General features: G+C 53.7%; 8 protein-coding genes and 3 pseudogenes. 5 read left to right on the top strand and 6 right to left on the bottom strand.

What is annotated here, in order from left to right; all coding sequences use genetic code 11:
* Positions 1-126 precede the first annotated feature (126 nt).
* Both lldD and J4P41_RS10210 read right to left on the bottom strand, forming a co-directional pair.
* Positions 127-1,275 carry an FMN-dependent L-lactate dehydrogenase LldD gene (gene lldD, locus J4P41_RS10215; RefSeq protein WP_426067037.1) on the bottom strand — a complete coding sequence of 383 codons (1,149 nt, stop codon included), beginning with the start codon at positions 1,273-1,275 and terminating at the stop codon, positions 127-129.
* Positions 1,276-1,763: 488 nt separating this feature from the next.
* On the bottom strand, positions 1,764-2,693 hold the full coding sequence (locus J4P41_RS10210; protein ID WP_062018618.1) for a LysR family transcriptional regulator: 930 nt from the start codon (positions 2,691-2,693) through the stop codon (positions 1,764-1,766).
* A gap of 101 nt (positions 2,694-2,794) precedes the next feature.
* On the opposite strand from J4P41_RS10210, the gene J4P41_RS10205 reads away from it, so the two are divergent.
* Positions 2,795-4,486 (top strand): alpha-keto acid decarboxylase family protein, encoded by a 1,692-nt coding sequence (locus J4P41_RS10205; RefSeq protein WP_426067035.1) that lies wholly within the window; start codon positions 2,795-2,797, stop codon positions 4,484-4,486.
* A 189-nt stretch (positions 4,487-4,675) separates the two neighbouring features.
* Positions 4,676-7,108, top strand: a complete 2,433-nt coding sequence (locus J4P41_RS10200) for a membrane-bound PQQ-dependent dehydrogenase, glucose/quinate/shikimate family (RefSeq protein ID WP_426067034.1) — start codon at positions 4,676-4,678, stop codon at positions 7,106-7,108.
* Between the two features lie 140 nt (positions 7,109-7,248).
* Here the strand turns inward: J4P41_RS10200 and J4P41_RS10195 are convergent, their stop codons facing one another.
* Genes J4P41_RS10195 through J4P41_RS10185 form a run of 3 tightly spaced genes read right to left on the bottom strand, consistent with a single transcriptional unit; the run spans position 7,249 to position 11,522 of the window.
* Complete coding sequence (locus J4P41_RS10195; protein ID WP_426067033.1) at positions 7,249-8,754, bottom strand: efflux transporter outer membrane subunit; 1,506 nt, start codon at positions 8,752-8,754, stop codon at positions 7,249-7,251.
* Between the two features lie 8 nt (positions 8,755-8,762).
* On the bottom strand, positions 8,763-9,839 hold the full coding sequence (locus J4P41_RS10190) for an HlyD family secretion protein (protein WP_426067031.1): 1,077 nt from the start codon (positions 9,837-9,839) through the stop codon (positions 8,763-8,765).
* Between the two features lie 18 nt (positions 9,840-9,857).
* The gene (locus tag J4P41_RS10185; protein WP_426067030.1) at positions 9,858-11,522 is read right to left on the bottom strand and encodes an MFS transporter; all 1,665 of its coding nucleotides are present in this window, start codon (positions 11,520-11,522) and stop codon (positions 9,858-9,860) included.
* A 192-nt stretch (positions 11,523-11,714) separates the two neighbouring features.
* Here J4P41_RS10185 and J4P41_RS10180 point away from each other — a divergent pair.
* Positions 11,715-12,650: pseudogene (locus tag J4P41_RS10180) on the top strand (LysR family transcriptional regulator); the annotation flags it as partial.
* Positions 12,645-12,765: pseudogene (locus J4P41_RS10175) on the top strand (IS5/IS1182 family transposase); the annotation flags it as partial. The pseudogenes J4P41_RS10180 and J4P41_RS10175, both read left to right, overlap by 6 nt.
* Positions 12,766-12,778: 13 nt before the next feature.
* Here J4P41_RS10175 and J4P41_RS10170 read toward each other — a convergent pair.
* Entirely contained in the window at positions 12,779-13,096 is a 318-nt protein-coding gene (locus J4P41_RS10170) for a transposase (RefSeq protein WP_426067029.1), read from the bottom strand.
* Positions 13,097-13,551: 455 nt separating this feature from the next.
* On the opposite strand from J4P41_RS10170, the pseudogene J4P41_RS10165 reads away from it, so the two are divergent.
* Positions 13,552-13,842: pseudogene (locus J4P41_RS10165) on the top strand (transposase); the annotation flags it as partial.
* Positions 13,843-13,859 lie beyond the last annotated feature (17 nt).

The following is a 13,859-nucleotide window of genomic DNA, read 5'->3' as shown; positions in this document are numbered from 1 at the left end:
GAAAGTATCGCACATAACTGCAATATTCCAAATCGGCATAGGTTACATGTAGGGAGAGGGTATTTTGCATGTTGTGTTCTTGTTGTGAGACACAACATGCGGTATTTTTACTTGGTATTTTTTAATTTATTGATCCCGTGCAAGTTTTTCGACGCTGTTGGATGTAATTTCCGAGATGGAGCGTGCTCCAGTTAGCGTCATTGCAACGCGGAGTTCTTTTTCAATGATGTCCAGCACGTTCGAAACTCCGCGTTCTCCGGCTGCTGCGAGTGCATAAACAAAGGCGCGCCCAAGAAGAACGGCATCGGCTCCGCAGGCGACCATTCGCGCAATATCCAGCCCGCTGCGAATACCTGAATCAGCCAGAATTTTCAGATCTCCTTTCACAGCATCCGCGATCGCGGGAAGGGCCCGAATGGTGGACAGGACACCGTCAAGTTGCCGTCCACCATGATTGGAAACGACGATTCCATTCGCGCCGAATTTGACAGCGTCTTTTGCATCTTCAGGGTCCAGAATACCCTTAATGATCATTGGCCCTTCCCAGAAATCCCGGATCCATTGCAGGTCTTTCCAGCTTATTGAGGGATCGAAATTACCTGCGAGCCAACCGATATAATCTTCAAGGGCTGTAGGCGTACCGCGATATGTTGAAATATTACCCAGATCATGCGGGCGCCCACGCAAACCAACATCCCAGGCCCATTTCGGATGTGTTACGGCCTGAGCATAGCGTCGCCATTTGGCCATCGGGCCGGACATGCCCGAATGGGCATCGCGATAACGCGCGCCGGGTGTGGGCATATCGACCGTAAAAACAAGAGTTGTTACGCCAGCGGCTTTTGCACGCTCCAGGGCGTCTCGCATGAAACCGCGGTCTTTCAGCACATAAAGCTGAAACCAGATTGGTTCCCGAACTGCAGCCTGTACTTCTGCGATTGGGCAAACCGATACGGTAGAGAGGGTAAAAGGAATGCCCTTGCGGCTTGCAGCGCGTGCGGCCTGTACTTCGCCTCGTCGAGCATACATTCCTGTCAGGCCAACCGGGGCGAGAGCGGCTGGAAAAGCCAGTTTGCGACCAAATAATTCAGTAGAAGTATCCAGGTCGGACACATTGCGCAAAATACGCTGCCTCAGAGCAAGGTCCGCAAGGTCTGCAGTGTTTCTTTTCAAGGTATGTTCAGAATACGATCCACCATCAATGTAATGAAATAAAAATGGAGGAAGTTTTCGAGCCGCTGCTTTTCGATAATCCGTCGCTGCCGAAATAATCATTGCAACTCTCCTTGGCGGTGATCTGGTCCCGCGTGCGCTTTGTTTGTGTTTCCGTCGGCCCGTCTTTCTTGCGGTCCGTCTAGCGCATTGTCTGGAAGAGAAATGGTTGGACATCCATTCGCTGAAACTGGCGTTATCCATATGTTTTCGATATATAAAAATTATTTTTTATAAAATACCTATATGTTTTAAGGGTTTAGAGGGTGCGTGTGCTTCTTGATGGCTCTCTATCAAAGAGACGTGATTACTTTCTGTGTTGTTTGATTTTTAGTCAAAGGGGTGTTTTTTATTTTGAGAAATTGGGACTATCCAATTTCTTTTTACTTAATCATCTGGTAACTAATTGGTTAATACTTCTCCATTTAGGATTGTACAGGATTTAATTTTCTCACGACGCCGCACTTGAAGGCGTTGGTCCTGCCTCGTTAATTACGTTTCAGCAGGATGTGTGGAAAAATTCTCTGTTCGAGAAATCACGTGATGATCGTTTAAGGCGCTGAAGCAGGTGTAGATGGGAGTGATGCGGTTGGCATTCGTCCAGCGAGTTCGCTGAGAAGATGGTGAAACCGTGCGCTCGGCCCTGAGAGTTCAGGCTGGCTGGAGGCCAGGGCGATAGAGGCGCGGGGCATAGGGCCGTCGATAGGATGGAATGTCGCGCCCTCAGCGTGGATTTGACTCAGATAGGCGGGAACAATCGAAACGCCCATCCCGGCTGCCACCATGGGAACTGTTGCTGCAATCTGTGGAGTGGACTGACCCAACCGGGGTGTAAAGCCCGCTTTCTGGCATGCTGCGATGATGGCGTCATAAAAACCGGGCCCAAGTTCGCGTTTGAAAATCAGGAAAGGTTCATTGGCCACGGCAGAAAGCGGGATACGGTCCTGCTGCGAGAGGGGGTGGCCTTTGGGAATGGCCAGAACCGTAGGCTCATCAAACAGCGGGTGAAGGGTGATACGCGGATCCGGCGCTGGCGGACGGACAATGGCTATGTCTAGTCGGTGTTCATGCAAAGCTTCGCAGAGTGCAGGAGTATTACTTTCGTCCAAAGTGATGACGATATCTGGCCAGCGTTCCCGGAACAGTCGGATAGCGCGCGGAATGAGGGGAAGGAGGGCGACCGCACCTGCCATACCAAGGCGTAGTCTCCCTTGTTCGCCTCGTGCCAGCCCGCCTGCCAGTAAATAGAACTCGCGTTCCATTTCCAGAATATGCCGTGCCTTTGCCAAGAGGTGTATGCCCCCTTCCGTCAAGGTGGCACCCCGTCGAGAACGATGAAAGAGGGAAAGCCCCAGTTCTGTTTCCAGCGCTTTGATCTGCTGGCTGAGGGGAGGCTGTTCGATATGCAGAGCTTCGGCTGCACGGGTAAAACTCCCGTGATCCGCAATGGAGACGAAATAGCGTAAGTGGCGCAGGTCCATGATCCATATGTATCATGTATGGAAATGCATTCAACTATATATTGGACTTTATTCCGTATCCTGCCGAGAGTCGTGTCAGACATTCCTCAGAGGATATCGTGATGAGCTTTACTGTTGGACATTATCTTGCTGAACGGCTGACGCAGATCGGTTTGAAAGACCATTTTGCTGTAGCGGGAGATTACAACCTCGTCCTGCTGGATCAGCTGCTCGAACATGGCGGCATGCGCCAGATCTATAGCTGTAATGAGCTGAACTGCAGCTTTTCTGCTGAAGGGTATGCGCGGGCCAAAGGGGCTGCTGCTGCTATCGTGACGTTCAGTGTGGGTGCCATTTCAGCCATGAACGGTCTTGGTGGGTCTTATGCGGAGAACCTGCCTGTCATCGTGATTTCGGGTGCTCCCAATACGAATGACTATGGTTCGGGGCGCGTGCTGCATCATACGATCGGCACGACGGACTATAATTACCAGCTTGAAATGGTAAAGCACGTCACCTGCGCGGCTGAGAGCATCACGGATGCTGAATCAGCGCCAGCCAAGATTGATCATGTCATCCGCACGGCTCTTCGTGAGAAGAAGCCGGCCTATCTGGAAATTTCCTGCAATGTGGCTGCGGCTCCCTGTGCTCGCCCTGGCCCGGTGGACTCTCTGCTGTCCTATCCGGCTCCGGACGATGCCAGTCTGAAAGCCGCTCTTAAGGAAGCGGAAGAATTCCTCAAGCAGCGTGAGAAGGTTGTTATCCTCGTTGGCAGTAAGCTTCGTGCGGCTGAAGCTCTTGAGGAAACCGTAGCTCTGGCGGACAAGTTGGGTTGTGCCGTTACAGTCATGAGTGCGGCCAAAAGCTTCTTCCCTGAGACGCACCCGGGTTTCCGTGGCGTTTACTGGGGTGAAGTCAGCAGCCCCGGTGCTGAAGCGGTCGTCAAAAGTGCAGATGGCATCATTACGCTCGCACCTGTCTGGAACGACTATTCTTCGGTGGGTTGGAATGATCTGATCCGTGGTGAGAACGTCCTTGAGGTTAACCCGGACCGCGTAACGGTCAATGGCAAGACGTTTGAGGGCTTTCGTCTGAAGGAGTTCGTGAAGGCTCTCACGGCACAGGTTCCTCATAAGCCTGCGTCTTTGACCGGACGCTATGAGCCTGTCGTTCTGCCAAAGGCTGAACCGTCTGCTCCACTGACGAATGACGAGATGACGCGTCAGATCAACGCTTTGGTGGATGGTAACACGACTCTTTTCGCCGAGACGGGCGATTCCTGGTTCAATGCGACCCGTATGCATCTGCCGGAAGGCGCGCGCGTTGAATCCGAGATGCAGTGGGGGCATATCGGCTGGTCCGTCCCGTCTGTTTTCGGTAACGCGGCAGGCTCCCCGGAGCGTCAGCACGTTCTGATGGTCGGTGATGGTTCGTTCCAGCTTACGGCTCAGGAAGTCGCACAGATGGTTCGGTATGAACTGCCGGTCATTATTTTCCTGATCAACAACTATGGTTATGTGATTGAAATCAAGATTCATGACGGGCCATATAACTACATCCAGAACTGGGATTACGCCGCACTTGTTAACGTCTTCAATGGCGGTGTTCCAGGTGAGGCAAGTGGCAAGTCGGGTCTGGGCCTGAAGGCTACGACGGGCGCAGAGCTGGCGGAAGCTATTGAAAAGGCGAGAAAGAACACTCGTGGTCCAACTCTGATCGAGTGCAAACTTGATCGCACGGATTGCACGGATGCGCTTGTCGCATGGGGTAAGCGCGTGGCTGCTGCCAACTCCCGGAAACCACAGCGTAGCTGAAAGCACAAATCTGAGACGGAAAAACCAGAGCCTTTGCGGGCTCTGGTTTTTTTTATGTCACTGGCGCTCGGCATGGCCTGTCGGCATAAGGCAGTAACCACTGTTCCAGAGTATCCAGGGGATGTTCTGCGGTGCAGAAATAGAAAATATTGTGGTGGATAGAAGGTCGCTCATGCGGAGTTTTTGGGTGTGAAGAATAATATTTCGGGAAAAGTCGGCGCTGATATACGCTCCGCATGTCGTATTTTGTTTGCGGCAATTATCTTCTGTGTTGGCTTTGCGCTTTTGGCTGGAGGGTTCCGTCTTATTCTTTTGGGCGGATCTTTTTATTATTGCGCCGCAGGTTTGGCGTATGTTGCCATTGGTATTCTCATGTTTCTGCGGCAGCGGTTGGCTTTGTCCGCGACAGTTGCGGTTTTTCTCGCCACTTTGCTTTGGGCGTTGGTTGATACGCCGGAAATCGGTTACTGGGCACTGTTGCCTCGTCTGACGGTTCCAGCGGTGCTCTGTGTTCTGGGGCTGTGGGGAGCGGCAACACTTTCAGATGTTGCTTCCGGGGCTTGCAAGGGCAGCGTTATCGGTGGTGCGGGTCTTGTACTTGCTCTTCTCGTTACGGTGTTTGAAGCCTTTACACCGCATGGTGCCATCCACAATGAGAGCGATGTTGCGACCCGCGCTAAAGATGTCGTGGCCAGTGATGATGTTCCGGATGACTGGGCGTATTTCGGTCGAAATGCACATGGAACACGTTATGTGCCGTATACGGCCATTACGCCTGAGAATGTTCGCAATCTAAAAGTTGCCTGGGTTTATCACACAGGGCGCCGCGTGACTGGGACTGGTACGGGCGTTGATGAAAATACGCCGCAGCAGATTGGGAATGTTCTTTATTCCTGCACCCCGGAAAATAAGGTTGCCGCGATTGAGGGCGATACGGGGCATGCTCTGTGGACGTTTGACCCACAGGCTCATTCCGCAGAGCATGTAAGCTGCCGTGGGGTAGGGTACTACGATACCGACAAAGATCTGACGCTGACAGCCGAGGAAAAATCTGTCGATCTGGAGGCGCCCTGTCGTCAGAGCGTCATTGTAAACACGGTCGATGCCCGTCTGATTGCTCTTGATGCGCATACGGGAAAGCTGTGCCCGAAGTTTGGAAACAATGGCGTTGTTGATCTGAAGTCCCGCATGGGGCCTGTCGAAAACGGCAAACGGTATCATCCTACGGGTATTCCCGTCATCATGGGTCATACGACGGTGATTGGTGGCTGGGTGCGCGATATTGTGCATGGCGAACCTTCAGGGGCCGTGCGGGCATTTGATGTGCGAACGGGGGCTCAGACCTGGACATGGGATGTTGGTGATCCGGATAACGCCAATGCCACAGACCCTTCCAAGACCTATACGCTGGAAACACCAAATGTCTGGACCATTCCGACATATGACCGTGATCTGAACCTGGTCTATCTGCCGACGGGTGGTGGCCCGCCGGATTATTGGGGTGGCGATCGCGATGCAGCGAAGGAGAAGTTTGGTGCGGCGATCGTGGCGGTTGATGCTACAACTGGGCAGACAAAATGGGTGTTCCAGACGGTTCATCATGATGTCTGGGACTATGATATTCCGTCCCAGCCTGTTCTTTATGATGTGAGTAACGCCAAGGGTGAGAGAGTTCCTGCTCTGATCCAGACCACAAAGACGGGCAATATCTTTGTTGTTGATCGTCGGACCGGGAAGCCGGTGACAGATGTGGTCGAGAAAAATGTTCCACTCCAAGGTGCGGCGGAAGGTGAGCATCTGGCCAAGACACAGCCATTTTCTGTTGGGATGCCGGGTATCGGCAATAAGCCGCTTACAGAAAATTCAATGTGGGGCGTAAGCACGTTCGACCAGCTCTACTGCCGGATTATGTTTCGTAACTCTGTTTATGAAGGTCCATTTACGCCACCTGGCGAGAAGCCCTATATTGAATATCCAAGTCTGCTTGGTGGGATGAACTGGGGCGGTATCGCTATTGATGAAGCCCGGGGCTTGATGTTCGTGAATGACATGCGCGTACCGCTGCGCATGATGCTTGTGAACGAAAAGAACGCTTCTCATTACACAATTTCGATGGATGAGGTTCCAGGCTTCATGGGCACTTTGCGCCCGCAAGTGGCAGGCCCTTATCGTGGTGTTCGTATTGATATTCTTCAGTCGCCACTGGCTGTACCGTGTAATACGCCGCCATTTGGAACGATGAACGCCATTGATCTGCATACGAAGAAGCTATTGTGGCAGGTTCCTCTTGGAACGGTGAAAGACACCGGCCCCATGGGTTTGAAGACTCATATGTCTGTACCAATGGGGCTGCCGACGCTGGGAGGCCCAACGGCTACGGCGTCAGGTGTTCTGTTTTTCGCGGGGACGCAGGATTATTATTTAAGAGCGTTGAATTCATTGACGGGTAAAGAGCTGTGGAAAGCACGGCTGCCAGCCGGGGCTCCGGCAGCACCTCTGGTGTTTCGCTCTCCGAAGAATGGCAAGGAATATGTCGTGATTTCGGCAGGCGGCATGAGCCACTCGCCAGATGTGAGCGATGAAATTATTGCTTACACGCTGCCTGATGGAGAAGGGGAATAACCATTTTACATTGATCCAGGATATGATTGTCTTGGGTCAAGTTCGATCAATGATCTTGATCGTTATGGACGAATGGAAGACGGAAGCAATGATCGCCCGTCTTCCATCCTGTTCTTTGGGATTGCTCAGAGGGTCATGGCTTAAAGCACTTTCTCCCATCCTCCCCCAAGAGCCCGATATAAAAGGGCTACGGATTGAGCGACGTTTGCGCGGGCTTCAGAGAGTGCGCTTCGGGTTGATAAAAGAGCACTTTGCGCTGTCAGAACATTCAGGAAGTCCCCAGCGCCCTGACTATATTGCAGTTGAGCAATGTGAACGGCTGTCTCGTTCTCGGTGACACTTTCCTCCAGCCGTTTCTGACGTTCCTGAGCGGTACTCAGATCCGTCATGGCGTCGTCGATTTCTTCCCAGGCATGCAGAATTGTTTTCTGAAGTGCGATCGCCGCTTCTTTCTGCTGGGCTTTACGAAGATGAAGCTGGCCTGTGAGCCGTCCCCCTTCAAAGAGAGGCAAAGTCATGGTCGGGCCAAAGCCATACTGACGAGAGGCCCAGGACCCAAGTCCACTGAACTGGAGAGCCTGAATATCGAGGCTGCCAGAGAGAGTTATACGTGGGTAAAAATCTGCAATGGCGACGCCGATGCTGGCCGTCGCGGCATGGAGGCGTTCCTGTGCTGCACGGATATCCGGTCGGCGGTCTGCCAGTTGTGAGGGCAGGCCGGTCGGGATGATTGTGGGCACAGGCGGAATGGCGCCGGGCTTGCCGAGGGTGCTGGCCAAAGCGCCGGGTTCACGGGCGACAAGGAAACTGAGGGCATTGATGAGATGCACTTCCTGACTTTTCAGAACAGGAAGGCGCGCCTCAAAGCTGTGCATCTGCCCGCGGGAATAAGCGACGTCGAGTTTGGTCGCTGTTCCTTGAGTAAAGCGGAGATTTGTCAGATCAACGCTATGACGTGCGATCTCGATGCTCTGCTGCGTGATGGCGATCTGGGCCTGAATATTCCTGAGCGCGATATAATTCTGGGCTGTTTCCGCCATCAGGGAAACAAGCACATTGCGCTGCATGTCTTCCGTGGCATGCATGGCTGCCGTAGCGGCTTCAACCTGCCGGCGAACATGCCCCCAGAAATCGACTTCCCAGGACGCGCTCAGCCCATATTGTGGGAGATTAAAGGCGGGATTGCCCTTGGCGCCATCAGCTGCCGCAGGTCCGAAGCCCTGCGCTCCGCTGGCAACATCCCCGGGACTGGCCTGTTCAGTCGTTCCCAGAAGGCCGAGGATACCGTTGGTGCTGGCGCGCTCGCGCGCATAGGATGCGGCTCCATCTAGCCGGGGCATCTGCGCGGCACTGGCAATGCGTCTTTCTGCCTGGCTTTCAGCAAGGTTTAGAGCCGCCGTCCGCAGGTCCAGATTGCTCCGGACAACCTCTGCTTCCAGTTGCGTCAGCACCGGATCGTTGTAGAGGTGCCACCATTGTGGATCGAGTGCGGCTTCGGTTGGGTGGTCTGTCGCTGGGGCGACACTCTCATGATAGTGCGCAGGCGATTTGTCAGTCGGCTTATGATAGTCCGGTCCGACCGTACAGGCGCTCAGTGCTGTGACGGACAGAAGAGCGGCTATTCGTGGCGATAGGGAAAAGCGCATGGACTGTCTCACTGCCAGACGTAACGGTTGTCGCGGGCATGTGGTCCTTCCGGCTGTGAGGCCGTATCCACTTCCGCTTCAACAGACATGCCGACGCGAACCTTGGCCGCCAGAGGCTGCCCGGCATCGAATGTCAGCTTGACCGGCACACGCTGGACCACCTTTGTGAAGTTGCCTGTCGCATTGTCCGGCTGGATCGCAGCGAAGGCCACGCCGGTTGCAGGGGCCAGACTGTCCACATGGGCATGGAGCGGATGGCCGGGGAAAGTATCGACCCAGATGGTGGCCCGCTGGCCTGTCTGCATTTTGGTGAGTTGGGTTTCCTGAAAATTGGCCAGCACATACGCTTTCTGAACGGGCACGACAGCCAGCAGACCTGAGCCCGGGTGGACATACGCGCCGATACGAACACCGCGCTCACCGACAATGCCGTCCACCGGGGCGGGAATGGTGCAATAGGACAGGTTCAGCTCGGCCTGATGTTCGGCGCTTTGTGCTTTGAGCAGAGCACCCTGCGCCCGCTGGATTTGAGCCTGAAGAACCGGGATCTGCTGTTGGGCACTGTCAACGCCAGCCTTGTCACGGGCGAGGGCTGCCATGGCTTCCCGGAGATGGGCATCAGCGCCCTGCTGTTGCTCAAGCGTGCTGGCGCCCCCCGCTGAAAGATTATGATAGCGGGTGGCGTTCTGTTGCGCGAAGGCCAGACTGGCTTCGTCGGCTTTGACGGTATCGGATGCTGCGGCAATCAGGCTGTCCTGACGGGCCAGCATGGCCTGAAGGTTGGTCACATCGCCTTCTGCGGCCACCACGTCACCTTTGGCGGCGGCGAGGGCTGCGCGATAGTCATCGTCTTCGATGTGGGCGAGTTCTTCGCCAGCGTGAACGGTTTCGTTGTCTTCTGCCAGAACGCGGTCGATTCGGCCCGAGACTTTGGGGGCAACGGTCGTGAAGTCAGCCGTGACATATGCGTCATTGGTCTTCTGATGAACGCCGTCACCCACGAAGAAACGATCGGCACTCCAGGCCAGTCCGGTCAGAACCACGACGGCACAGCCGGCGAGAAGAAGAGGCTTTCCATAAATCATGTCTGAGAGATCCGGATCTTAATGTGCGGGGGCGGAAAGGGGAGCCGCCGGAACAGGAGTGGAGACAGGGGCGGGAGCAGGCTTGGGGGCCGGGCCTTTGCCGGGCGGGTAGACGCGTTTTGGAAGAATAAAATTCAGAACGACGTAACCTGCACACAGCACGGCAACGACCAGATAGATATCGGCCAAAGCCAACACCACAGACTGTTCGTGCAGGTAGTCATGAAAGATTTCCAATGCGTTGTGGGAAACATGCGCCGTATCCGGGGACGTATTCTGGATCGCGCTCTCAATCGGGTTTCCCATGCTGGACAGGGACGTCGCGTTATTGCCGGAGCGGTCCAGGAGCATGTTGGAATGATACTGCTCACGGCGTCTGAGCAGTATCTCGAACAGGGCCGCGCCAACTGCGCTGGCCATCCCCTTGAGCATGTTCACCATGCCGGAAATAAATGGGCCGTCCGCCGGTCCGAGGGACATCGTTGCCAATACCAAGACGGGAATGACTACCATGGGCTGCCCTACGACCTGTAGGCCCTGCAGAAGATAGAAATTATCCCGCACCCAGTCGGGTGTGAGCCAGGTTCCTAGAAACGCCGCCAGCCCAAGGCAGCTCATGCCAATACCAAGCAGATAGCGGCAGTCCACCGAACGCATGTTGCAGAGGGCCGCCGTCAACGGGAGCATGATGAGCTGTGGCAGGGCCACCATCAGCGCGATAGGAGCTGTCTGGGACGGCCGGTATCCACGCACTTCTGCCAGATACGTGGACGGAATTTGTATCATCAGACTGCAGATGACCAGAACGCCCACAAGGGTAAGCATGGCCATCGCAATGTTCCGGTTCTTCCAGTACTGAAGCCGGAAAAACGGGCTGTGATGGTGCCACTCGTGGAACAGGAAGCCCACAAACAGTGCCCCACCCCAAAACGTCAGATGGGAAATAATCGGAGAGCGGAACCAGTCCAGGCGGTCGCCCTGATAAAGCACTGTGACCACGCAGAGAATGGACGGCACACCGATGAAGAAGCCACGCCAGTTGAACTTCATGAACCGTTCGAGATGCACCGGGTCTCTGGGAAGGCCGTAAGCCATCATGGCGATGGCAATGGCGCTCAGGGGAATGACTTCCCAGTACAGCCAGTGCCAGCCGAAGTGCTCAAACCACAGGGCTTCCAGCGGACCACCAAGATTGGGGCCAAATGTCGCACTCATGGCGTAGCCGCCCACACCAAACACCTTGATGGGAGGTGGCAGATATTTAAGCATCACGGTCATGAGGACGGGTGGCAGACATCCCGCACTGAGGCCCTGTGCTGCACGCAGAAAGCACAGGGAAACCATGTCCGGCATGAAGGGCAGGGGAATAGACAGAAGAGCCAGAACTGCCGTCATGAAGATCGAAAAGCGGTAGATTGAGAACGTCATGTAGAACCATGGCGTGAAGGCCATGGCGGCAATGTTGAAGGCTTCGTAGGTCGAGATGAACCACGTGCCTTCATCACGGCCGATATGCATGGCACCGCGGATGTCCGACAGGCCGATTTCGGTGATGTGTTCGTTGAACCCTGCGACATGCACAGCCAGCAACATACCAAGACACCCGATCAGAGTGCGTATCCCGAAGGGGGGCATGTAGGACGGTTGCGCGGGTAGCGCTGCGGTTTGTGAAGGTGATGCCATCAGCTGCTCTCTTGGTGTCTGAGTGCATCTATCGGGGTAACTCTTTGAGGAGAAAACCCTCACTTCGAACAGGTTAGGATTTCACTTTTTGGAAGGATGTCTGAGAAGCCTTTCATTTCTGTATGTTGGACTTCATCGTTCCTGTTTATGGTCACGGGAATGTTTGCTGTTACCTGAAGGAAGGAAAATGCCATGTCGGAAAAGCAGTCGCTCGGGCGTCGCTATGATCTGGATCTTTTGCGTTATCTTCAGGTTCTGGTGGAGGAACAGAGCGTTTCTCTTGCTGCGCGACGGCTTAAAGTCAGCGAGCCTGCCATGAGCCGGCACTTGGCCAAACTCAGAGCTGTTTTCGGCGATCCAATCCTCGTTATGTCAGGTCGCAGGATGGTTGCGACAGCCTTTGCGAACCGTATCCGCGACAGAGTTCAGGTTTTGGTGCGTGAAGCGGACGATCTGTTAAGTGAAGGGGCAACTCTCAATCTTAGAGGAATGGCACCATTATTTACTATTCGTGCCAATGATCTTGTTGTTGGGGCATTTGGGCGGGTTATTCTTCTGGCGCTCCGTCAGGACTGCCCGGATTGTCGAATTGTTTTTTCGCCTGAGTCCGAGGAAACGGCCAGTGAATCCCTAAGGGGAAACAGGATAGATCTTTATATTGGAGCTACAGATGATCTTCGTCCTGAAATTATGCGAAAAACTCTTTTTGAAACGAATTTCAATGCTCTGGTTAGAAAAAATCATCCAATATTCGAAAAAGAAATTACGCCCAAGGAATTAGTAAAGTATGATCATGTTAGCGTATCACGAAAAGGGAAGCAGAATGGTCCTATTGATACCGTTTTAAAGGAGAGATACGGGTTATCTCGTAGAATTGCTTTGGTAGTTCCAACGTATTACTCTCTTATTGAATCCATGAAGGAGGCTGATGTTATACTTCCTTTGCCGGAAATTGTGACTGATCGGCTACCACTGGCTTCATTGGGTTTGAAGACTTTTTCTTTCCCTTTTAAGCTTCCTCCTGTTCGCGCGTTTCAGGCTTGGCACCCTCGTGTAGATGCTGATCCTCTTCATCGTTGGTTTAGAAATACGGTTTATTTTGCTATTCGTGAAGAACAAGACCGACTTATTGAACGGACAAAGGGCGACATGAACACGAAGCTGTAATGCGTTCACCGATCAGAACGGACGACCGCTGAGTTTTTTCATGACTGCGGGACAGATCAGTGATTATACCGGTGCCTTGCTAGGGCCTGTTAGGCCTTGATATGGTCTGCTGTAGCAGCGATGAGGATGACGTGGATAAAAGATGCGGCGGTTTTCTCATATCGGATCGCGACCGCCCGCCACTCCTTAAGCCTTATCCACAAATTTTCGACCAGATGCCGTTGTTTGTAAGCCCATCTGGGACAGGCGACTTCTGGATCATTCTTCCTTGGTGGAATGACAGGGCGAGATCCTAGGTTCCAGAGATATTCACGGAATTTATGCGATGCATACCCATGGTCACAGACGACATAGGCTGATGGGTTTGGCTGGGCGACAGCGTGAAGGACAGTGCCCTGCCATGTCATCTGTAGCTACCAGACCTTCGTGCCAAAGCCTCCACATGAGCGGCCAAGCGCCTGAGGCACCCTCTTTATCGTCCTTTTTGGCGGCCTCGACCGCCTTGTGATGGGCACGGATCGTCGTACCCTCGAGAAAGATCATGAGGAGAGCCTGATCCCTGTCTTTGACCTTTTCAAAGAGGCGCTGCCATACTCCGAGTTTCGACCATCGAATGAACAACTGTGCAGCAACCCACCAGGGACCAAACCCTGGCGGAAGGGCGCGCTATTTCGTGTCATTCTGATGTCCTCAGAAAATCGCGAAAATCGTCCGTCGAGGTTTTTTTGTGGCGTCTTCCCCTTCGGATGGACTTCCTAGATTAATGGCTCCCATACGGACCAGGCGGTATCGGAAAAGACAGACTGCATCACGCTCATCATACACAGCCATGCAGTCCGTTCCGTTATTCAAGGCATAAAAGGTCCTAGACAGCCTTCCTACTGCACAATGGATGCCGGGAGACCAGGATTATGATGCTGGCTGGTTCAGGAGTGCCATAGAGAAAAAAGGGATCAGGCTTTGCATCCTGGGATGGAAATCTCGCGGACAGTCGGTCAAATATGACACGAGAAAATACAAAAGATGTAGCCGCATCGAAATTATATTCGGAAGGTTCAAGGACTGGCGGCGGGTCACAACCCACTACGACAAATGCCCGAGCGTCTCCTTCTCAGCCATCTGCCTCGCCGCAACCATTATATTCTGGTTATGAGTCCTGAGCCTAACGAT

Origin of the sequence: Gluconobacter sp. NFX36 (assembly GCF_049887835.1) — a bacterium.
Taxonomy (GTDB): domain Bacteria; phylum Pseudomonadota; class Alphaproteobacteria; order Acetobacterales; family Acetobacteraceae; genus Gluconobacter; species Gluconobacter japonicus_A.
Note: the sequence above shows the minus strand (reverse complement) of the source record. Positions and strands in the feature narration are given on the sequence as shown.

Coding starts and splice junctions, on each gene's coding strand:
- lldD (WP_426067037.1), bottom strand. CDS start 1,275: ATGATTATTTCGGCAGCGACGGATTATCGAAAAGCAGCGGCTCGAAAA.
- J4P41_RS10190 (WP_426067031.1), bottom strand. CDS start 9,839: ATGATTTATGGAAAGCCTCTTCTTCTCGCCGGCTGTGCCGTCGTGGTT.
- J4P41_RS10170 (WP_426067029.1), bottom strand. CDS start 13,096: ATGACATGGCAGGGCACTGTCCTTCACGCTGTCGCCCAGCCAAACCCA.
- J4P41_RS10205 (WP_426067035.1), top strand. CDS start 2,795: ATGAGCTTTACTGTTGGACATTATCTTGCTGAACGGCTGACGCAGATC.
- J4P41_RS10185 (WP_426067030.1), bottom strand. CDS start 11,522: ATGGCATCACCTTCACAAACCGCAGCGCTACCCGCGCAACCGTCCTAC.
- J4P41_RS10195 (WP_426067033.1), bottom strand. CDS start 8,754: ATGCGCTTTTCCCTATCGCCACGAATAGCCGCTCTTCTGTCCGTCACA.
- J4P41_RS10210 (WP_062018618.1), bottom strand. CDS start 2,693: ATGGACCTGCGCCACTTACGCTATTTCGTCTCCATTGCGGATCACGGG.